This window comes from Burkholderia sp. MSMB1589WGS (genome assembly GCF_001636105.1).
GTDB classification, from domain to species: domain Bacteria; phylum Pseudomonadota; class Gammaproteobacteria; order Burkholderiales; family Burkholderiaceae; genus Burkholderia; species Burkholderia humptydooensis.
On the sequence record NZ_LNJT01000006.1, the window covers coordinates 905,406 to 924,438 of the forward strand.

At 67.3% G+C, this 19,033-nt stretch carries 22 protein-coding genes; 3 read left to right on the plus strand and 19 right to left on the minus strand.

Annotated elements, in window-relative coordinates; translation table 11 throughout:
- Positions 1-249: 249 nt before the first annotated feature.
- From WT16_RS06390 to WT16_RS06410, 6 genes are all read right to left on the minus strand, one after another.
- Entirely contained in the window at positions 250-1,044 is a 795-nt protein-coding gene (locus WT16_RS06390) for an ABC transporter ATP-binding protein (RefSeq protein ID WP_006024445.1), read from the minus strand.
- The gene (locus WT16_RS06395; RefSeq protein WP_009911173.1) at positions 1,045-1,941 is read right to left on the minus strand and encodes an ABC transporter permease; all 897 of its coding nucleotides are present in this window, start codon (positions 1,939-1,941) and stop codon (positions 1,045-1,047) included.
- A 221-nt stretch (positions 1,942-2,162) separates the two neighbouring features.
- Positions 2,163-3,134 (minus strand): ABC transporter substrate-binding protein, encoded by a 972-nt coding sequence (locus WT16_RS06400; RefSeq protein WP_009911172.1) that lies wholly within the window; start codon positions 3,132-3,134, stop codon positions 2,163-2,165.
- Between the two features lie 249 nt (positions 3,135-3,383).
- Positions 3,384-4,202: a MetQ/NlpA family ABC transporter substrate-binding protein gene (locus tag WT16_RS06405; protein WP_006024442.1), complete on the minus strand. Its 819-nt coding sequence runs from the start codon at positions 4,200-4,202 to the stop codon at positions 3,384-3,386.
- Positions 4,203-4,355 (minus strand): permease, encoded by a 153-nt coding sequence (locus WT16_RS30435; RefSeq protein WP_082874717.1) that lies wholly within the window; start codon positions 4,353-4,355, stop codon positions 4,203-4,205.
- Positions 4,352-5,992, minus strand: a complete 1,641-nt coding sequence (locus WT16_RS06410) for a methyl-accepting chemotaxis protein (protein ID WP_063532922.1) — start codon at positions 5,990-5,992, stop codon at positions 4,352-4,354. Before WT16_RS06410 ends, WT16_RS30435 begins: the two co-directional genes overlap by 4 nt.
- A 187-nt stretch (positions 5,993-6,179) precedes the next feature.
- Between WT16_RS06410 and WT16_RS06415 the strand changes: the two genes are divergently transcribed.
- The gene (locus WT16_RS06415) at positions 6,180-6,470 is read left to right on the plus strand and encodes a YciI family protein (protein ID WP_006024439.1); all 291 of its coding nucleotides are present in this window, start codon (positions 6,180-6,182) and stop codon (positions 6,468-6,470) included.
- A 112-nt stretch (positions 6,471-6,582) separates the two neighbouring features.
- On the opposite strand, the gene WT16_RS06420 is transcribed toward WT16_RS06415, so the two are convergent.
- Genes WT16_RS06420 through WT16_RS06440 form a run of 5 tightly spaced genes read right to left on the minus strand, consistent with a single transcriptional unit; the run spans position 6,583 to position 10,688 of the window.
- Positions 6,583-7,200, minus strand: coding sequence for an SCO family protein (locus tag WT16_RS06420; protein WP_006024438.1), 618 nt, complete (start codon positions 7,198-7,200; stop codon positions 6,583-6,585).
- Between the two features lie 19 nt (positions 7,201-7,219).
- The gene (gene cyoE / locus WT16_RS06425; protein ID WP_006024437.1) at positions 7,220-8,122 is read right to left on the minus strand and encodes a heme o synthase; all 903 of its coding nucleotides are present in this window, start codon (positions 8,120-8,122) and stop codon (positions 7,220-7,222) included.
- Positions 8,123-8,134: 12 nt separating this feature from the next.
- Positions 8,135-9,244: a COX15/CtaA family protein gene (locus WT16_RS06430; RefSeq protein WP_009911166.1), complete on the minus strand. Its 1,110-nt coding sequence runs from the start codon at positions 9,242-9,244 to the stop codon at positions 8,135-8,137.
- Positions 9,245-9,286: 42 nt separating this feature from the next.
- The gene (locus tag WT16_RS06435; RefSeq protein ID WP_015602042.1) at positions 9,287-9,928 is read right to left on the minus strand and encodes a glutathione peroxidase; all 642 of its coding nucleotides are present in this window, start codon (positions 9,926-9,928) and stop codon (positions 9,287-9,289) included.
- Positions 9,929-9,974: 46 nt separating this feature from the next.
- Entirely contained in the window at positions 9,975-10,688 is a 714-nt protein-coding gene (locus tag WT16_RS06440) for an SURF1 family protein (protein WP_015602351.1), read from the minus strand.
- 87 nt (positions 10,689-10,775) lie between these two features.
- On the opposite strand from WT16_RS06440, the gene WT16_RS06445 reads away from it, so the two are divergent.
- Entirely contained in the window at positions 10,776-10,985 is a 210-nt protein-coding gene (locus tag WT16_RS06445; RefSeq protein ID WP_004200193.1) for a twin transmembrane helix small protein, read from the plus strand.
- 160 nt (positions 10,986-11,145) lie between these two features.
- Here the strand turns inward: WT16_RS06445 and WT16_RS06450 are convergent, their stop codons facing one another.
- From WT16_RS06450 to WT16_RS06485, 8 genes are all read right to left on the minus strand, one after another.
- Entirely contained in the window at positions 11,146-12,003 is an 858-nt protein-coding gene (locus tag WT16_RS06450; RefSeq protein WP_006024431.1) for a cytochrome c oxidase subunit 3, read from the minus strand.
- 133 nt (positions 12,004-12,136) lie between these two features.
- Positions 12,137-12,337, minus strand: a complete 201-nt coding sequence (locus tag WT16_RS06455) for a DUF2970 domain-containing protein (protein ID WP_006024430.1) — start codon at positions 12,335-12,337, stop codon at positions 12,137-12,139.
- 19 nt (positions 12,338-12,356) lie between these two features.
- On the minus strand, positions 12,357-12,962 hold the full coding sequence (locus WT16_RS06460) for a cytochrome c oxidase assembly protein (protein ID WP_006024429.1): 606 nt from the start codon (positions 12,960-12,962) through the stop codon (positions 12,357-12,359).
- A gap of 21 nt (positions 12,963-12,983) precedes the next feature.
- Entirely contained in the window at positions 12,984-13,124 is a 141-nt protein-coding gene (locus WT16_RS06465) for a cytochrome oxidase small assembly protein (protein WP_006024428.1), read from the minus strand.
- Between the two features lie 68 nt (positions 13,125-13,192).
- Entirely contained in the window at positions 13,193-14,800 is a 1,608-nt protein-coding gene (gene ctaD, locus WT16_RS06470; RefSeq protein WP_006024427.1) for a cytochrome c oxidase subunit I, read from the minus strand.
- A 43-nt stretch (positions 14,801-14,843) separates the two neighbouring features.
- On the minus strand, positions 14,844-16,421 hold the full coding sequence (coxB, locus tag WT16_RS06475; protein ID WP_015600434.1) for a cytochrome c oxidase subunit II: 1,578 nt from the start codon (positions 16,419-16,421) through the stop codon (positions 14,844-14,846).
- A 49-nt stretch (positions 16,422-16,470) separates the two neighbouring features.
- Positions 16,471-16,947 carry a DUF2244 domain-containing protein gene (locus WT16_RS06480; RefSeq protein ID WP_197486451.1) on the minus strand — a complete coding sequence of 159 codons (477 nt, stop codon included), beginning with the start codon at positions 16,945-16,947 and terminating at the stop codon, positions 16,471-16,473.
- Positions 16,948-17,183: 236 nt separating this feature from the next.
- Positions 17,184-18,149 carry a methyltransferase domain-containing protein gene (locus WT16_RS06485; protein WP_015600782.1) on the minus strand — a complete coding sequence of 322 codons (966 nt, stop codon included), beginning with the start codon at positions 18,147-18,149 and terminating at the stop codon, positions 17,184-17,186.
- Between the two features lie 83 nt (positions 18,150-18,232).
- Between WT16_RS06485 and WT16_RS06490 the strand changes: the two genes are divergently transcribed.
- Positions 18,233-19,000: a ComF family protein gene (locus tag WT16_RS06490; protein WP_015600171.1), complete on the plus strand. Its 768-nt coding sequence runs from the start codon at positions 18,233-18,235 to the stop codon at positions 18,998-19,000.
- Positions 19,001-19,033: the final 33 nt, after the last annotated feature.

Here is a 19,033-nt window from a genome sequence, read left to right on the forward strand (position 1 = left end):
ATGCTATCGGGCCACAAACCATGCATCGCCAGAATAAAGGTCCAGAGCGACGGATGCAGCGATTCGAGGGAGAGGGAGGAAGCGGACGTCGCATAGCCGATTACTGCATGTTTATGCAACATATGGCAATGCGTTCGCTGCGCACATCACGAACCACGCCCGTTCGGCCAGCGGCCGAAGCAGCGTCCGTCCCGGCACGGCATCCCGAAACGACCGCCCCGAAACCGCAGCCGCCGCCGAAACCGCCCGTCAGCCGAGCAGCAACGCGTCGTCGTCGAGCTTCTCGTGCCGCGTCTTCTCGAACAATTGCAGCAGATCGGGCACGTCGAGCCCGCGACGCTCGTCGCCGGACACGTCGAGCACCACCTGCCCCTGATGCAGCATCACCGTGCGATCGCCGTAATCGAGCGCCTGCCGCATGCTGTGCGTGACCATCATCGTCGTCAGCCGGCTTTCCTCGACGATCCGCGCGGTCAGCTCCAGCACGAACGCGGCCGTCTTCGGATCGAGCGCGGCCGTGTGCTCGTCGAGCAGCAGGATGCGCGACGGCCGCAGCGACGCCATCAGCAGGCTCACCGCCTGCCGCTGTCCGCCCGACAACAGGCCGATGCGATCGGTGAGCCGGTTCTCGAGCCCGAGATTCAGCAGCCGCAGCCTGTCGCGAAACAGCTCGCGCGACGCGCGGTTCAGCGCCGGCAGAAAGCCGCGCCGCGCGCCGCGCGCCATCGCGAGCGACATGTTCTCCTCGATCGTCAGCGCTTCACAGGTGCCCGCCATCGGGTCCTGGAACACGCGCGCGACGAGCGGCGCACGATCCCACGCCGGCTTGCGCGTGACGTCGATGCCGTCGATCGCGATCCGTCCCGAATCGACCGGCTGATCGCCGCTCACCGAATTCAGGAACGTCGATTTCCCGGCGCCGTTCGAGCCGATCACCGTGACGAACTGGCCGTCCGGAATGTCGAGCGACAGCCCGCGCAGCGCGCGCGTCTCGATCGGCGTGCCGGGGTTGAACGTGAGCTTCAGGTCTTGTGCGCAGAGCATTTACGCCCCCCTCGTCTTGCGGCCGAACAGTTTCTTGCGCGTCGCGGGCAGCACGAGCGCGACCGTCACGAGCACGGCCGTCACGAGGTTCAGGTCCTGCGCCTTCAGGCCGACGAACTCGCTGTTGAGCGCGAGCGCGATGAAGAAACGATAGAGGATCGCGCCGAGCACGACGGCGAGCGTCGTGAGAAAGAGCCGCCGCGCGGGCAGCAGCGTCTCGCCGATGATCACGGCGGCGAGCCCGATCACGATCGTGCCGATCCCCATCGAGATGTCCGAGCCGCCCTGCGTCTGCGCAAAAAGCGCGCCCGCGAGCGCGACGAGCGCGTTCGACAGCGCCATGCCGGCGAGCGTCGCGCGGCCCGTCGCGATGCCCTGCGCGCGCGCCATTCGCGGATTCGCGCCCGTCGCGCGCATCGCGAGCCCGAGCTGCGACGAGAAGAACCAGTCGAGGCCGAGCTTCGCGATCACGACGACGACGGCAAGGAGCGCCGGCCGCAGCACGTAGTCGGGCATCCAGTCGAGCTGCAGCACCGTGAAGAGCGTCGGCTCGGTGATGAGCGGCACGTTCGGCCGGCCCATGATCCGCAGGTTCACCGAATAGAGCGCGATCATCATCAGGATGCTCGCGAGCAGATCCATGATCTTCAGCCGCACGTTCAGCCAGCCGGTGACGAAGCCCGCGCACGCGCCCGCGGCGATCGCGGCGAGTGTCGACGTGAACGGATCGTGGCCCGCGGCGATCAGCGTCGCGGCGACGGCGCCGCCGAGCGGAAAGCTGCCGTCGACGGTCAGGTCCGGAAAATTGAGGATGCGAAACGAGATCAGCACCCCGAGCGCGACGAGGCTGAAGATGAGGCCGATCTCCAGCGCGCCGAGAAGAGAAAAAAGAGACATGGTTGGGGAAATCCTGTTGCAGCGTGCTGCGCGTGACGGAGCGGCGAGCGCGGCGGCCAGGCCGGACCCGACTCGGCCCGGATGCGTCGGCCGCGCGCGGCGCCTGTCGCGCAATGCGTCGCGGACCGCCGAAGCAAAACACGGCCAAGCGTAGCGACGCCCGACATGCCGACGCCCGGCGCATCGAAGCCCGTCGAGACCGGCCGCCGCCCGCACGTGCGTTACTTGATGACCGTCTTCGCTTCTTTGACGAGATCGGGCGAAAGCGTCACGCCCTGCTTCGCGGCCGCGTCGGTGTTCACGAACAGTTCGAGATTGCTGCTCGTCTCCGATGCGATCGCGCCCGGCTTCTCGCCCTTCAGGATGCGCGCGACGACCTTGCCCGTCTGCCGGCCGAGGTCGCCGTAGTTGATGCCGAGCGCCGCGACGCCGCCGCGCTTCACGCTGTCGGTGTCGCCCGCGACGAGCGGGATCTTCGCCTCGTTCGCGACCTTCACGAGCGATTCGTATGCGGACACGACGTTGTTGTCGGTATTCGTGTAGATCACGTCGACCTTGCCGATCAGGCTCTTCGCGGCGGGCGCGATGTCGACGGTGCGCGGCGCGGCCGCTTCCTTGAGCGTCATCCCCTGCTTCGCGAGGATCTCCTTCATTTCCTTCACGACGACGACCGAGTTCGCCTCGCCCGGGTTGTAGACCATCCCGACCGTCTTCGCCTTCGGCGCCACGCGCTTGATGAGCGCGACCTGCCGGTCGAGCGGCAGTTTGTCGGACACGCCCGTCACGTTGGTGCCGGTCGGCCCCCAGCCCTTGACGAGCTGCGCGGCAACGGGATCGGTCACGCCCGAATAGACGACAGGCACGCTCTTCGTCGACGCGACGACGGCCTGCGCGGCGGGCGTCGCGATCGCGACGATCACGTCCGGACGGTCGCCGATGAACTTGCGCGCGATCTGCGCGGCGGTGCCCGTATTGCCCTGCGCGCTCTGGTATTCCCACTTGAGCCTGTCGTCGCCGTAGCCTTCGGCCTTCAGCTCGGCGCGCACGCCGTCGCGGATCGCGTCGAGCGCCGGATGATCGACGATCGACAGCACCTTGACGGTCTGCGCGTGCGCGGCGCCGGCGCCCAGCATCGCGAATGCCGCGACGCCCGCCGCAATCGAATGAGCGGCCACGATCTTGAATCGCTTCATCTGTCTGTCTCCCCCGGTTCTGAATGGTGGACGGGCCGCGCTCCCCGGAACGTGCGCGGCCCGCGCGGCCGCGCCGGAACGGGCGCGGCGGCAAGCGTCTGAGGATACCATTTCCCCAGACCGTTCAATATTTCGGGACAGTACCGAGAGCGCCGCGCCGGCGGCCGCCCGATGCCCGATGCGCGGCCGAAAACAAATAAGCCCGCGCGATGCGCGGGCCTTCGGCGATTCGGGACGATCGGACGACGCTCAGAACGACGCGACCATCGAACCCTTGAACTGCTTCGTGATGAACTCCTTCACTTCCGGCGACTGGTACGCCTTCACGAGCTTCTTCACCCACGGCTGATCCTTGTCCTTCGCGCGGACCGCGATCAGGTTCGCGTAAGGGCTCGTCAGCGATTCGAGCGCGATCGCGTCCTTGGTCGGCTGCAGGTTCGCCGCGAGCGCGTAGTTCGTGTTGATCACGGCCGCGTCGACGTCGGACAGCACGCGCGGCAGTTGCGCGGCGTCGAGCTCGGTCAGCTTCAGCTTCTTCGGATTCTCGGCGACGTCGAGCACGGTCGCGTTGCTGCCGCCCGTGCCGGCGCCCGCCTTCAGCTTGATCACGCCCTGCGTCTGCAGCAGCAGCAGCGCGCGGTTCTCGTTCGACGGATCGTTCGGCAGCGCGACCTTCGCGCCCGCGGGCAGATCCTTCAGCGTCTTGAACTTCTTCGAATAGACGCCGATCGGCGAGATGTACGTGAGGCCCGCGCTCACGATCTTGTAGCCGCGCTGCTTCACCTGGCTGTCGAGGTACGGCTGGTGCTGGAAGCTGTTCGCGTCGAGGTCGCCCGCATCGAGCGCCGCGTTCGGCTGCACGTAGTCGTTGAACTCGATGACCTTCACATCGAGGCCCTGCTTTTCCTTCGCGACCTTCTGGACGACTTGCCAGACCTGCGCGTCGGGGCCCGCGACCGTGCCCACCTTGATCACCTTGTCCTGCGCCTGCGCGCCGACGGAAACGGAAAGGGCGGCGGCGCCGGCCGCGACCGCGGAGACAACTTTCAGGAGAGTGCGACGCTTCATCTATTTCTCGCTTGCTTGCGGAACCATCCAGGCTCGGTAGAGGGGGCGCGACGGCCTGACCGGCCGGGCCGCGCGGACGAAAGCGCAAATGGTGTCACAAGATCGCCAGGCTGTGAAATACATCCCGCTCATATAGGTATGGGAATGCGTCATGCGAGCGCCGGCTCGACGCGCCCGGACGACGCGGCCGCATTCGGGCCGCTGCCCGCCGCCGCGCTCGGCGCCCCCGCGGCCGCCGCGCCGTCGCCGACCTGGAACGCGCTCACCGATTCGCGCAGCCGCGCCGCCTGCTCCTGAAGCGACGACGCCGCGGCCGCCGCCTCCTCGACGAGCGCCGCATTCTGCTGCGTCATTTCGTCCATCTGCGTGACCGCGCGGCCGACTTGCGAAATCCCGCTCGACTGCTCCTCGGACGCGGCCGCGATCTCGCCCATGATGTCGGTCACGCGCCGCACCGCCTGCAGGATCTCCGTCATCGTCTCGCCCGCCTGGCCGACGAGCGCCGAGCCGTTGCTCACGCGCTCCACCGACGCGTCGATCAGTTGCTTGATCTCCTTCGCGGCCGTCGCGCTCCTCTGCGCGAGCGAGCGCACCTCGCCCGCGACGACCGCGAAGCCGCGGCCCTGCTCGCCCGCGCGCGCCGCCTCGACGGCCGCATTCAGCGCGAGGATGTTGGTCTGGAACGCGATGCCGTCGATCACGCCGATGATGTCGGCGATCTTCTGCGAGCTGTCGTTGATCTCGCCCATCGTGCCGATCACGCGGCTCACGACGTCGTTGCCCTTCAGCGCGATCTCGGACGCGCTGTTCGCGAGCCCGCTCGCCTGCCGCGCGTTCTCGGCGTTCTGCTTGACGGTCGCGGTCAGCTCTTCCATGCTCGCCGCGGTCTCTTCGAGCGATGCGGCCTGCTGCTCGGTGCGCTGCGACAGATCGTGATTGCCCGACGCGATCTCGTGGCTCGCGGCCGCGATCGATTCGGCCGCCTGGCGGATGCCGCCGATCGTCGACCGCAGGCGGCCCTGCATGTCGCGCATCGCGGCCATCATGCTCGTCCTGTCGCCCGCGCGCACCGTGACGGGCCGCGTCAGGTCGCCCGCCGCGATCCGCGCGGCGAGCGAGGCCGCCGCATCCGGCTCGCCGCCGAGGCTCGCGCGCACGTTGCGGATGATGACGAGCATCGCCGCCGTGATCACGAGGCCGATCACGAACACCATCGCGAGATGGCCGACGAGCGTCTCGTAGTAGACGGTATCGATGTCCTTCAGGAACACGCCGCTCGAGATGTTCCAGTCCCACGGCGCGAAGCGCGTCACGTAGCTGATCTTCGGCACCGCGGTCTCGCTGTGCGGCAGTCGCCCGCGATACTCGGCGAAGCCGCGCCCGCTCTCCTTCGCCGCGTTCACGATCGTGACGAAAAGCCGCTTGCCGTCCGGGTCCAGGTAATCGCCGACCTGCGTGCCGACGAGCTTCGGCAGCGTCGGATGCATCAGCACGACGGGCGTCGAGTCCGTCACGAACAAGTAGCCGGAATCCCCATAGCGCATCGCCGACAGGCGCGCGAGCGCTTCGCGCCGTGCGTCCTCGTCGCTCATCCTGCCGCTCTGCGCGAGCGCGTAGTACGCCTTCACCACGCCCGCCGCCGAATCGACGAGATTCGCCATCCCTTCCTTGCGCTCGGCGAGCATCGTCGTGCGCGTCTCGAACGCGCTCCACGCGCCTACCCCCAGCAATCCGACCCATACGAGCGCAAGCGCCAGCCACAGCTTGCGGTTCAAGCTCATTCTGTTCATCGTGTGTGCGTTCCCGTGTCGTGTTCGTCGCGCGCCGTCCGCGCCGCGGCCCCGGCCGCGAACGATCGCTGCCGCTATTTACGGCACGCCGGCTTACAACTTGAATGGAAGCGCGATGGCGACGACTGTGCTACAAGAGCGGCTTGGCTGCGGCATGGCGTCGCGGCCCACATTCAACGAGGCCTCCATGTACGTGATCGACATCCGCTACACCGCGCCGCTCGAGCGCATCGACGACGCGCTCGAACGCCACCGCGCCTACCTGCAACGCCATTTCGACGCCGGCGTGTTCGTCGCGTGCGGGCCGAAGGTGCCGCGCGACGGCGGCGTGATCCTCGCGGTGCGGATCGAGCGCGACAAGCTCGATGCGATCCTCGAAACCGATCCGTTCGTCACCGAAGGGCTCGCCACGTACACGGTGACCGAATTCAAGACGACGCGCATCGCGCCGGGCGTCAATCTGCCGGCGCTGCCGTAATGAAAAACACCCCGAAGTCCGGACAAGCGTCCGGCGCTTCGGGGTGCATGCCGCGGGGTGCATGCCGCGGGGTGCATGCCGTATCGGCAGGCAGCCGCTCGTTTTCGAGTCGTCAGTCGAGCAGCAGCTTCAGATCGTGGACCCACGGCCCCGGCCCCTGGCCGTCGCGCACGAACAGGCGCAGCTTGCCGCTCGGATCGAACACGTAGCTCGCGGCGGTGTGGTCCATCGTGTAGCTGTCGGGCGTCTTGCCCGGCACCTTCGCATAGTAGACGCGGAAGTCCTTCGTCACCTTCTTCAGTTGCGCTTCGTCGGCGGGCCGCAGGCCGACGAACGCCGGATTGAACGCGGGCACGTACTGGCCGAGGATCGCCGCGGTGTCGCGCTCCGGATCGACGGTGACGAACAGCACCTGCACGCGCTTGCCGTCCGGGCCAAGCTGCTGCAGCGCCTGCGACAGCTCCGCCATCGTCGTCGGGCACACGTCCGGGCAGTGCGTATAGCCGAAGAACACCACGACCGCCTTGCCCTTGAATTCGCCGAGCGTGCGGATCTTGCCCGTCGTGTCCGGCAGCGCGAAGTCGCCGGTGAACTGCGAGTTGCCGGTGATGTCGAGATTCTGGAACGCCGGCTGCTGGTTGCAGCCCGCGATCAGCAAGGCGCCCGCGAGTGCGCAGGCGAACAACCAGCCGCGCTGCGCGCGGCGGCATGCAAACAGGGATTTGAGCATCGCGATCGAACCGTTGGAGTTACATCCCGATCATGGGACGTGCGTAGTGGTCGACGAGGAGCGCCGCGAACAACAGCGACAGATAGACGATCGAATAGCGGAACGCGCGGCGCGCGAGCGCATCCGAGTAATCGCGGTAGATCTTCCACGCGTACGCCAGGAAGATCGCGCCGAGCAGCACCGCGCTCGTCAGATAGACGGCCCCGCTCATCCCGGAGATGAACGGCATCATCGTGACGGCGAACAGGATCACCGTGTACAGCAGGATGTGCAGCCGCGTGAACTGCTCGCCGTGCGTGACGGGCAGCATCGGCAGGCCCGCGTTCTCGTAGTCCTTGCGGCGGTAGAGCGCGAGCACCCAGAAGTGCGGCGGCGTCCACACGAAGATGATCAACACGAGAATCCACGCGTCGCCGGGCACCGCGCCCGTGACGGCCGCCCAGCCGAGCGCGGGCGGCATCGCGCCCGACGCGCCGCCGATCACGATGTTCTGCGGCGTCATCGGCTTGAGCAAGAGCGTGTAGATCACCGCGTAGCCGACGAACGTCGCGATCGTCAGCCACATCGTCAGCGGGTTCGTGAACGTGTAGAGCGTCCACGCGCCGAGGCCGCCCAGCACGGTCGAGAACGCGAGGATCTGCAAGGTCGTGATCTCGCCGCGCGCGGACGGACGCCACGCGGTGCGCCGCATCATCGCGTCGATCTTCTGCTCGACGAGGCAATTGATCGCGAACGCCGAGCCCGCGAGCAGCCCGATGCCGATCGTGCCGCCGAGCAGCACTTTCCACGGCACCATGCCCGGCGTCGCGAGGAACATCCCGATCACCGCGCAGAACACGGCGAGCTGCGTGACGCGAGGCTTCGTCAGCGCCAGATACTGGGAGAGACGGCTACCGGGCGTATGGGAAAGTGTCGTGTCCATGTACGGTCAACGTCACGCGGGCGCGGCGTCGCGCGCGGGTTGCGCGACGCGGCCGGGACGGCTTGAAAGGATGCGAAAGTTTAGCATGACGACGAGGAGCAGCAGGATCGCGGCCCCGCCGTTGTGCGCGACGGCGACGGGTAACGGCCATTGCAGCACGATATTCGTCAAACCCGTGACGAACTGCAGCACGACGACGGCGAGCACGCCGTTCGCCGGCCGCCGCAGCGACGCGAAGCGGCGCATCTTCAGCGCGAACGCGATCAGGTACGCGACGACGACGAATGCGAACGTGCGGTGGGTCCAGTGGATCGCGACGAGCGCGTCCTGCGTGATCGCGCCGCCGTCGTTCGTCATCCCGAGCGCGCGCCAAAGGTGAAAGCCGTTGCGGAAGTCCATCGGCGGCATCCACGCGCCGTTGCAGGTCGGGAAATCGGTGCACGCGAGCACCGCGTAGTTCGTGCTGACCCAGCCGCCGAGCGCGATCTGCGCGACGAGCAGCACAAGCGCCGCGAGCGCCGCCGCGCGGTAGCGGCCCGCGCCGGGCTCGTGCGCGGGCAGCGGCGTCTGCCGCGCCGCGAGCCAGCCGAGCGTGCCGAGCAGCGTCAGGCCGAGCAGCAGGTGGATCGTGACGATCACCGGCTGCAGCTTCATCGTCACGGTCCACGCGCCGAACGCGCCCTGCACGAGGATCAGCAGCAGCAGGCCCGTCGGCCACCACGGCGAGACATGAAGCGGCTTGCGGCGCAGCCGCGCGGCCCATGCGATCGCCGTCTGCGCGATGATCAGCACGCCGATCGCCATCGCGAAATAGCGGTGGATCATCTCGATCCATGCCTTCGTCATGCTGACGGGGCCCGTCGGCATCGCCTGATGGGCGGCCGTGATCGCCGCATGCGCGACGAACGGCGACGACGTGCCGTAACAGCCCGGCCAGTCCGGGCAGCCGAGCCCCGAATCGGTCAGGCGCGTGAAGCCGCCGAACATCACGAGATCGAGCGTGAGGAACGTCGTGATCCAGACGAGCTTGCGGAACTTGCCGTCGTCCGCCTTCACCCACACGTAGGACAGCGGCAGCAGCGCGATGCAGAGGCCGATCAGGCCGAGTTGCAATAGGTACATCGTGTTTCTCTCTTACCCTCTATCGCCGGTCGGGGCCGGCGCTCAACCGATGCTCGACCACTTGAGGAGCTTCGTCACGTCCTGCTTGATCTTGCTCGGGTCCGGATTCTTCGGGAAACGCATCATCAGGTTGCCGTTCGGATCGACGAGATAGAGGTGATCCGCGACCTGCGTGCCCGCATCGGCGGGCAGCCACGCGGCGACCGCGGCCGGATCGGCGCGCAGCTTGCGCGTGTCCGGATACGCATCGGCGATCGCCGCCGGCACGTTCGCCGCGTCGCTCTTCAGCCACACCATCGTGATCCGCTGCCGCTCGCCCGCCTGCGTCGCGCGCACCTGGCGCATGAAGTAGAGCTTCTTCGCGCATGCGTCGCCGCACGCGCCGCCGTCCTCCATCACGAACAGCCACACGCCGCGCAGCGACGCGAGCGGCACCGTCTTGCCCGTTTCGTCGACGACGGTCAGATCGGGCGGAATCGGCCGCTGCGGCTCGATCAGCGTGCCGTAGTTGGTCGCACCGCCGCGCGGCTTGATCACGTAATACGTGAAATACGACGCGACCACGGGCGCCGCGCAGACGAGCGCGAGCGCGAGCAGCACCCAGCGGCCGCGCCGCCACGAGCCGCGCTGCGCGGGTTCCGCTTGCCGGCCGTCTTGCGGCCGCGTCGGATGGGAAGATTGCATCACCAAAGAGACCTCTTGAAACGATGGACGTCGCGCGGCGCCGCGCTCACGCGTCACCGGACTGCTTTTTCGCCGCGCGCCGCGCGGCATACAGGCCGAAGCCGGCGGCGGCCGCCGCCATGCCCCACCACTGGAACATGTAACCGTAGTTGCGCTCGACGCCTGTCGTCGGCGCGGGCCAGTCGCGCACGAGCTTGTCGCCGTCGTCGCTCGTCTGCTGGATCACGAACGGCTGCAGCGGCAGGCCCGTTTCCTGCGCATACGCGGCGGCGTCGAGATTCTGCCGGATCTTCTGGCGCGCGGCCGAGCCGCCCTCGCCGAGCTCGAACGCGCGCGACGCGTTGCCGCGCGCGATGCCCTCGATCGTCACGTCGCCCGCGGGCGTCGCGAACGGCTCGATCGCGGTGCGATCGGCGTAATTGCGCGGCAGCCAGCCGCGGTTCACGAGCACGTAGCCGCCGTTCGCGAGCTTCATCGGCATCACGACGTAGAAGCCCGGCTGATCGTTGTACGGCCGGTTGTCGAGGAACACCGCGAGTTCCGGCATGAAACGCCCCGTGGCGCGCACGCGATGGAACTCGATGTCCTTCAACGCGACGCTCTCGCGCGGCACGTCGGCCGGGCTCGCATGCTCGTAGCGCGCGATCTGCGCGTCGAGCGCCTCCTTCTGATGCGCGCGGTCGCGCTGCCAGAAACCGAGCCGCACTGTGATCGCGATCACCGCGAGAATCAGCAGCGCAGGCAGCCAGCGGATTCTCATCGCGCCGCTCCCCGGGCGCGACGATCGCCCGACCGAAGTGCGATAATGCCCCTTTCTTCCTCCAACTGCCGGTTTCCGGTTAGCTTCATGCACATTCTCGTTCCGATCGCCTTCGTACTCATCATCGCCAGCATGGTGTCGGCGCTGTATTTCATGATGCACGACCGAGGCCATACGAAGCGGATGGTCTGGTCGCTCGCGATGCGCGTCGGGCTGTCGATCTCGCTGTTCCTGTTCATCCTGTTCGCGAACTGGATGGGCTGGATCCATTCGACCGGCATTCCGATCGGCCGCTGATGCGGCATAACGCCGCACGAGTGCCGCCCCTTCAAGCAAAAGCGCCGCCCGATGAAGTCGGGGCGGCGCACCGGTCCTGCCTGCGGCGCTTCGGCGCGCATCGCGGCGCCGACGAACCAGGCAAACGGCCCGCGCATCGCTGCGCGGGCCGTTTTCGTTGTTACAGCCAGTAGACGACGACGTACAGGCCGAGCCAGACGACGTCGACGAAGTGCCAGTACCACGCGGCGCCTTCGAACGCGAAGTGGTGATCCGGCTTGAAGTGGCCGCGGATCATACGCACCAGCACCACCGCGAGCATCGTGCCGCCCAGGAACACGTGGAAGCCGTGGAAGCCCGTCAGCAGGAAGAACGTCGAGCCGTACACGCCGGAGCCGAGCGTCAGGTTCAGCTCGTTGTACGCGTGGAAGTATTCGAAGCCCTGCAGGAACAGGAAGCAGACGCCGAGCACGAGCGTCGCGGCGAGCCAGGCGATCGCCTTGCCGCGATGATCCTCGCGCAGCGCGTGGTGCGACACCGTCAGCGTCGCGCCCGACGACAGCAGCAGCGCGGTGTTGAGGGTCGGGATCGGCCACGGGCCCATCGTCTTGAAGTGGCCGACGAGGGCGCCCGGGCCTTCGTTCGGCCACACGGCGGAGAAGTCCGGCCAGATCAGCTTGTAGTCGAGGCTGCCGAGCTGGTGCATCGCGATTTCGCGCGCATAGAACAGCGCGCCGAAGAACGCGCCGAAGAACATCACTTCGGAGAAGATGAACCAGCTCATGCTCCAGCGGTACGACTTGTCGACGCGCTTGCCGTACATCCCGCCTTCCGACTCGGCGATCGCGTCGCCGAACCAGTGATACAGCACGAACAGGAGCCACAGCAGGCCGACGAGCGCCGTATAGGGCGCCCACGGCTCGCCGTTGACCCACAGCGCGAACGAGCCGAGCATGATCAGCAGGCCGATGGCCGCGCTGATCGGGTGCTGCGACGGGTGCGGCACGAAATAGTACGGGCTCTCGTTTTGACCGGTCATGCTTGATTCTCCACTTCAGTCCAATTTGTTCCGGAACGATCCGGCTTATTTCTGCAGCGGCGCGCGCGGCGCCGCCTCGCTTTGTTTCTGCTCGCGGCCGCGCACGGCGGCGCGCCCGCTGAATCCGCCCCTGCTACCCGACGACCGCGTGCACGATCAGGATCAGCACGCCGACGAACACGGCCGCCCCGATCAGCGCGGCGATCAGCACGTACAGCGGGTTCAGTTGCGTCGCGTCCGCCTCGAGATCGCGCCGCTTGCGCACGCCGAAGAACGACCACATCACCGCCTTGATCGTCTGCGCGAACGTGCTCTTGTTGTCCGTTCCGCTCACCTACGTCGCCTCCTCAATATCACGCGGCGGGCTTCGCCGCAGCGCCGCCCGTGCGCTCCGCCGCGCCGCGCACGGCGGGCGCGGGCGTGTTCAACTCGAAGAACGTGTACGACAGCGTGATCGTCTTCACGTCCTTCGGCAGCTTCGGATCGATCACGAACACGACCGGCATGTCGCGCGTCTCGTTCGCCGCGAGCGTCTGTTGCGTGAAGCAGAAGCACTCGATCTTCTTGAAGAACTCGGTGGCCTGCTTCGGCGCATAGCTCGGGATCGCCTGCGCGACCACCGTCCTGCCCTGCCCGTTCGTCACTTCGTAGACGACCGTCGTCAACTCGCCCGGATGCACGTCGATGCTGTTGCGCTTCGGCTTGAAGCCGAGCGGGCCGCGCGCGTTCGCGTCGAGCTCGATCGACACCGTCCGGGTGTAATCGATCTGCGTATTTCTCGCCTCTCGCGCGCTGACGTCGCGCTGCAACAGGTTATTGATGCCGGTGATCTGGCAGATCGCGCGGTACATCGGCACCAGCGCGAAGCCAAAGCCGAACATCAGCCCCGCCACGACGACGAGCTTCACGAGCATCGACCGGTTGAACGCGCGATCGACGTTCGCCTCGGGCTTCGACATCAGGACTTCCTCAATACTGCGTCAGGACGTGGACGCAATCCACTGCCTGACGACGGCACCCACAAAGAAAACGGCGACGACGATGAGCAGGATCAAGAGCAGCCGCCTGTTGCCCGCGCGAATCTCGTCGGGCGTTCGTCTTTTTTGTGAATTCCGGGTCATGCGAATTTTTTCGTTCGGGTTGGCGCCGCCCGCGTCGTGCGACACGGGCGGCGAACGCCATCAAACCATTACTCGACCGTCGGCGGATGCTCGAACGTGTGGAACGGAGCCGGGCTCGGCACCGTCCACTCGAGGCCCGTCGCGCCGTCCCACGGCTTGTCGGAAGCGCGCTCGAGCTCGCCGCCGCCGCGATACGCGGGCAGCACGACCGCGAACAGGAAGTACACCTGCGCGAGGCCGAAGCCGAACGCGCCGATCGTCGCGAGCTGGTTGAAATCGGTGAACTGCGCCGGGTAGTCCGCATAGCGGCGCGGCATGCCCGCGAGCCCCACGAAGTGCATCGGGAAGAACGTGATGTTGAAGAAGATCATCGACGACCAGAAATGGATCTTCCCGCGCGTCTCGTTGTACATCCAGCCGGTCCACTTCGGCGCCCAGTAGTACCAGCCGGCGAAGAGCGCGAACAGCGAACCCGCGACGAGCACGTAGTGGAAGTGCGCGACGACGAAGTACGTGCCGTGGTACTGGATGTCGAGCGGCGCCATCGCGAGCATCAGGCCCGTGAAGCCGCCCATCGTGAACACGAACAGGAAGCCGATCGCGAACAGCATCGGCGTCTCGAACGTGAGCGAGCCGCGCCACATCGTGGCCGTCCAGTTGAACACCTTCACGCCCGTCGGCACCGCGATCAGCATCGTCGCGTACATGAAGAACAACTGGCCCGTCACCGGCATGCCGGTCGCGAACATGTGGTGCGCCCAGACCATGAACGACAGGATCGCGATCGACGCGGTCGCGTACACCATCGAGCTGTAGCCGAAGAGGGGCTTGCGCGAGAACGCCGGGATCACCTGCGACACGATCCCGAACGCCGGCAGAATCATGATGTACACCTCGGGGTGGCCGAAGAACCAGAAGATGTGCTGATACATCACCGGATCGCCGCCGCCCGCCGCGTTGAAGAACGACGTGCCGAAGTGGCGGTCGAACAGCACCATCGTGATCGCGCCCGCCAGAACAGGCATCACGGCGATCAGCAGGTACGCGGTGATGAGCCACGTCCACGCGAACATCGGCATCTTCATCAGCGTCATGCCCGGCGCGCGCATGTTCAGGACCGTCACGACGATGTTGATCCCGCCCATGATCGACGACGCGCCCATGATGTGCACCGCGAAGATCGCGAAATCCATGCCCGGACCCATCTGCGTCGACAGCGGCGCGTACAGCGTCCAGCCGGCGGCCGTCGCGCCGCCCGGCGCGAAGAACGAGCCGACCAGCAGCACCGCCGCGACGGGCAGCAGCCAGAAGCTGAAGTTGTTCATCCGCGCGAACGCCATGTCCGACGCGCCGATCTGCAGCGGAATCATCCAGTTCGCGAAGCCGACGAACGCCGGCATGATCGCGCCGAACACCATGATGAGCCCGTGCATCGTCGTCAACTGATTGAAGAACTCGGGCCGCATGATCTGCAGGCCCGGCTCGAACAGCTCGGCGCGAATCGCGAGCGCCATCACGCCGCCCGACAGGAACATGATGAACGAGAACAGCAGGTACAGCGTACCGATATCCTTGTGGTTGGTGGCGAACAGCCAGCGCCGCCAGCCGTGCGGGGTTTCGTGCGCGTGGTCGTCGTGCGCGTGGCCCGCGGCTACGTCGTGCCCGATGCTAGACATGAGAATCTCCTAATGCGAATACGTCGACAAACACAGCGACACGTCAAGCCGCCGGGCCGATCTCGACCCGCCGGGCTTCCTTCGCGTCCGCCCCGCCCGTGATCGTTTCCGGCTTCTTCAGAATGATGCGCTCCTGCGCGACGCCGGCCGTCTTCAGCGCGTCGCGCACGGCCTGCGCGCGGCGCCTGGCCAGTTCGGCGTTCGCGTCGGCCGAGCCCGTCTTGTCGGTGAAGCCTGACAACGCGAGCTTCGCGTCCGGATGCGCCTTCACGTATTCAGCCGCCGCGGCGATCGCGTCCTTCGCGTCCGCCGGCAGTTCGCTCTTGCCCGTCTCGAAATAGATCGCCGCCGGCAGCGCCTGTGCCTGCGCCGGCGCGGCCGCGCCCGATGCGTCGGCCGCCGGCGCCGCCGCACCGCCGTCCGCCTGCTGCGCGTCTTCCGGCATCTTGCCGTTGCGCGCGTCGGCCACCTGCTTCGGCTGCAGCGCGTCGCCCTTGTGGTTGCCCCACGAGTTGCGCTCGTACGTGATCACCGACGCGATGTCGAGATCCGGCAGCGACGCCCACGACGGCATTGCGCCCTTGCCCTTGAGCACCTGCTCGAGATGGCCGGCGATCGGGCCGTTGACGATCTTGCCCCCGTCGAGCGCCGGGAACGCGCCGACGCCCTTGCCGTTCGGCTGGTGGCACACCGCGCAGTTCGCCTTGTAGACTTCCTCGCCGTGCGCCATCAGCTCGGCGCGCGTATACACCTTGTCCGGATCGACCGCGCCCGCGGCGAGCTTCGCCTTCTGCGCGCTCACCCACTTCGCGTAGTCGTCGTCCGACAGCACCTCGACGACGACCGGCATGTACGCGTGCTCCTTGCCGCAGAGCTCCGTGCAGAAGCCGCGGTAGGTGCCGACCTTCTCGGCCTTGAACCAGGTATCGCGCACGAAGCCCGGAATCGCATCCTGCTTGACGCCGAACGCCGGGACGTACCACGAATGGACGACGTCGTTCGCGGTCGTGATGACGCGGATCTTCTTGTTGACCGGCACGACGAGCGGGTGATCGACTTCCTGCAGGTAGGTGTCGCTGATCGGCTGCTGGCCGTTCACTTCGGCGCGCGGCGTCGACAGCGTGGACAGGAAGCTGATGCCTTCGCCCGGGCCCTTCACGTAGTCGTAGCCCCACTTCCACTGATAACCGGTGACCTTGACCGTGAGGTCGGCGTTCGTCGTGTCCTTCATCGCGACGACGGCCTTCGTGGCGGGCAGCGCCATCAGCACGACGATGATGAACGGCACGATCGTCCAGATGATTTCGACGGTGGTGCTTTCGTGGAAATTGGCGGCCTTGTGGCCTTTCGACTTGCGGTGCGCGAAGATCGAATAGAACATCACGCCGAACACGCCGACGAAGATCGCTGTACAGAGGATCAGCATCATCGTGTGGAGGTCGTAGAGCTCCTCGGCGATCTTCGTCGCGGGCGGCTGGAGATTGATCTCGTTGACGCGGGGGCCGCCCGGGCTGTCGCCCACCGCCAGAGCGGCGCCGGACAAGAGCAGACCGCTGCATGCCAGCACGCCCGTGAGGGCTCGCTTGATTGTTTTCATAGCTTCCTTACCCAAAATTTCCATTCAAACCCTCCCCCGTCGCAAGCCGCCCGCTTCACGCCGGCCGCCTCGTTCAGCCGCAGCGCGAAAGCGACGCGCGCAGCTCGCGCGCGAACTGCGCGCGCCGGTATTGCGCGAGGTGCTGCCCGACCACGACGGACTCTCCGCGCGACACCAATGTGACGGGATCGCGCGGCGACGCACCCGGCTCGACCCGCACCCAGCGCGGATTCAATTCGATCTGCGTCAGCCGCTCCGCGCTCATCCGCTCGATGACGAGCCGGTGAGGAAACAGCCGGATGCGTTCGTAATCGACTGCATGGCGCGCGTAGATGGCAAACGCGACGCCCACCGCCAGCAACTCGACCCCGGTGAAAGGCAGCACGAGCCACGCTCCGCGCCACGACAACAGGACCGCGATCAACAGCGAAAACGCCGCGAGCGACACGTAGAACGCCACGAACTGGCGTGGAGACGCCGAGCAGTTGCGCTTCATCAGCCAGTCCGCGAGGACCGGTTCGGCGTCGTGCAACCCGTTCGCTGCTTCCATCGCTGCCTCTCGCGAATGGCGTCTGATGCTTGCCCGCATCGGGCCGGCCGTCCTGTATTGTGAGGACCCCCAGGACGACAAACTGTCGCATTATAGGCGGGTTCAAAGTCATCCACAAGCAAACGGCCATCGCCCGGCGAGCCAAGCGCGACAAGCTTCCCGGCCGTTTTAGGAGGCTTTTTGCAGCGTCCCTCGGCCGTTAATTTCCGGCATAACGAAAACCCCTCTTTACCGCGTCACGAACGCTTCGGCCGCCCTTTGCCGATGTCCTGCACGCGCACGATGCCGAAGCCTTCCGCCGTCGTGCGCGGCGCCGCCTTCCATGCATGCCCGTAGATCACTTCGAACGTGAGCGGAATCGTTCCGTCGTCGCGCCGGCGCGCTTCGAGCGCGTCGTACAGCGCCGCGCGCAGGCGGCGCGACGCATGGCCCGACGCGCCGCGCTCGAACGGATACGCGCCGAGGCGGCGCACGTCGGCGAGCAGCGAATCGGCGGACTTGTACGTGACGGTCAGCGTCTCCTGGTCCATCACCGGAATCTCGAAGCCGCTCTCGACGAGCATGTCGCCGAGGTCGTGCATGTCGACGAAATCGATCACGCGCGCGACGGCGCGCGCGCCGCCCGCCGCGGCGGCCGCGTCCGCGCACGCGGCGCGCAGCTCGCGCAGCGTGTCGGGGCCGAGCGTGCTGAACATCAGCAGCCCGTCGACGCGCAGCACGCGATGCCATTCGGGGAACACGAGATCGGGACGCGCGTGCCAATGCAGCGCGAAGTTGGACCAGAGGAGATCGAACGCGCCGCTCGCGAACGGCAGCGCGGAGAAATCGGCTTGCGCGACGCGCGGCCCGCGATGGCCGAGCGCTTTCGTGAGCGTCGCCGGCAGGAACCGGCGCCAGCTCGTCTCGGCCGTGTCGCGCGCGGCCGCGCGCGCGAGCATCCCGCCCGACGCGTCGACGCCGAACACGGGCGCTTCCGGAAAGCGCGCGCGCAGCAGCGGCAGGTCGTCGCCCGTGCCGCAGCCCGCATCGAGCACGCCCGCCGGGTTCACCTTGATGTAGTCGAGGCGCTCGCGCATCCGCTGCGCAATCTCGCGCGGCAGGAACGACACGGCGTCGAACGCGGCGGCGCGGCGGTCGAAGATCCGCCGCAAGCGCCGCGGATCGTAGGCCGGACGGCCGGTTTTTGCGGAAGCTGGGGACATGTCGGGCACACTGGCGAAGAGCCCGAAGTATACTCGCTCGCTTCGCGCCATTCAGCGAAGCGGCCCTCCGCAGGAGCCCGGCGATGGCGAATCCGGCCGTATTGCGCCGCCGCATACGTGCGGCGGCCGCGTGCGTGGGCATTGTCCTGGCACGTTTTTCCGCTGCTGCGCTGCCGAACCGCTGCGCGTTATGCGGCAATTTGTCACATAGGACAATTTGCGACTGTTGCGACGACGCCTATTGGAATGAGACCCGGCTGCGCTGCTCACGCTGCGCGTTGCCGCTGCACGGCGCGCGCGGTGCGATGCACTATTGCTGCGCCGCGTGCGCGAACGCGCCGCCGCCGTTCGACGCGACACTCGCGCTCGCCGACTACCGCGCGCCGCTCGACAGCCTCGCGCTCGACCTGAAGTTCCGCGCGCAGCTCGCGCTCGGCCGCGAATTCGGCGAGCGCCTCGCGCGGCTCGCGGCGGACGCGCTCGACGGCGCGCCGCCGCTCGACGTGATCGCGCCCGTGCCGCTCGCGCGGCGGCGGCTCGTCGAGCGCGGCTACAACCAGGCGTGGGCGATCGCGCGGCCGCTCGCGCGCGCGCTGAAGGTGCGCGCCGATGCGGCGCTCGTTGCGCGCGTGGCCGATACCGCGCCGCAATCGCGGCTCGCGTTCGATGCGCGGCGCACGAACGTCGCGGCGGCGTTCGACGTCGCGCGGCCGGTCGCGGGGCTGCACGTCGGCATCGTCGACGACGTGATGACGTCGGGCGCGACGCTCGATGCGCTCGCGCGCAAACTGAAGGATGCGGGCGCGCGGCGCGTGACGAACTTCGTCGCGCTGCGCACTGCGAAGGATTGACGGCGCGCCGCAGCGCGGCCGCCGCACGGGTTC

Coding starts and splice junctions, on each gene's coding strand:
- WT16_RS06390 (WP_006024445.1), bottom strand. CDS start 1,044: ATGCTCTGCGCACAAGACCTGAAGCTCACGTTCAACCCCGGCACGCCG.
- WT16_RS06395 (WP_009911173.1), bottom strand. CDS start 1,941: ATGTCTCTTTTTTCTCTTCTCGGCGCGCTGGAGATCGGCCTCATCTTC.
- WT16_RS06400 (WP_009911172.1), bottom strand. CDS start 3,134: ATGAAGCGATTCAAGATCGTGGCCGCTCATTCGATTGCGGCGGGCGTC.
- WT16_RS06405 (WP_006024442.1), bottom strand. CDS start 4,202: ATGAAGCGTCGCACTCTCCTGAAAGTTGTCTCCGCGGTCGCGGCCGGC.
- WT16_RS30435 (WP_082874717.1), bottom strand. CDS start 4,355: ATGACGCATTCCCATACCTATATGAGCGGGATGTATTTCACAGCCTGG.
- WT16_RS06410 (WP_063532922.1), bottom strand. CDS start 5,992: ATGAACAGAATGAGCTTGAACCGCAAGCTGTGGCTGGCGCTTGCGCTC.
- WT16_RS06415 (WP_006024439.1), top strand. CDS start 6,180: ATGTACGTGATCGACATCCGCTACACCGCGCCGCTCGAGCGCATCGAC.
- WT16_RS06420 (WP_006024438.1), bottom strand. CDS start 7,200: ATGCTCAAATCCCTGTTTGCATGCCGCCGCGCGCAGCGCGGCTGGTTG.
- cyoE (WP_006024437.1), bottom strand. CDS start 8,122: ATGGACACGACACTTTCCCATACGCCCGGTAGCCGTCTCTCCCAGTAT.
- WT16_RS06430 (WP_009911166.1), bottom strand. CDS start 9,244: ATGTACCTATTGCAACTCGGCCTGATCGGCCTCTGCATCGCGCTGCTG.
- WT16_RS06435 (WP_015602042.1), bottom strand. CDS start 9,928: ATGCAATCTTCCCATCCGACGCGGCCGCAAGACGGCCGGCAAGCGGAA.
- WT16_RS06440 (WP_015602351.1), bottom strand. CDS start 10,688: ATGAGAATCCGCTGGCTGCCTGCGCTGCTGATTCTCGCGGTGATCGCG.
- WT16_RS06445 (WP_004200193.1), top strand. CDS start 10,776: ATGCACATTCTCGTTCCGATCGCCTTCGTACTCATCATCGCCAGCATG.
- WT16_RS06450 (WP_006024431.1), bottom strand. CDS start 12,003: ATGACCGGTCAAAACGAGAGCCCGTACTATTTCGTGCCGCACCCGTCG.
- WT16_RS06460 (WP_006024429.1), bottom strand. CDS start 12,962: ATGTCGAAGCCCGAGGCGAACGTCGATCGCGCGTTCAACCGGTCGATG.
- WT16_RS06465 (WP_006024428.1), bottom strand. CDS start 13,124: ATGACCCGGAATTCACAAAAAAGACGAACGCCCGACGAGATTCGCGCG.
- ctaD (WP_006024427.1), bottom strand. CDS start 14,800: ATGTCTAGCATCGGGCACGACGTAGCCGCGGGCCACGCGCACGACGAC.
- coxB (WP_015600434.1), bottom strand. CDS start 16,421: ATGGAAATTTTGGGTAAGGAAGCTATGAAAACAATCAAGCGAGCCCTC.
- WT16_RS06480 (WP_197486451.1), bottom strand. CDS start 16,947: ATGGAAGCAGCGAACGGGTTGCACGACGCCGAACCGGTCCTCGCGGAC.
- WT16_RS06485 (WP_015600782.1), bottom strand. CDS start 18,149: ATGTCCCCAGCTTCCGCAAAAACCGGCCGTCCGGCCTACGATCCGCGG.
- WT16_RS06490 (WP_015600171.1), top strand. CDS start 18,233: ATGGCGAATCCGGCCGTATTGCGCCGCCGCATACGTGCGGCGGCCGCG.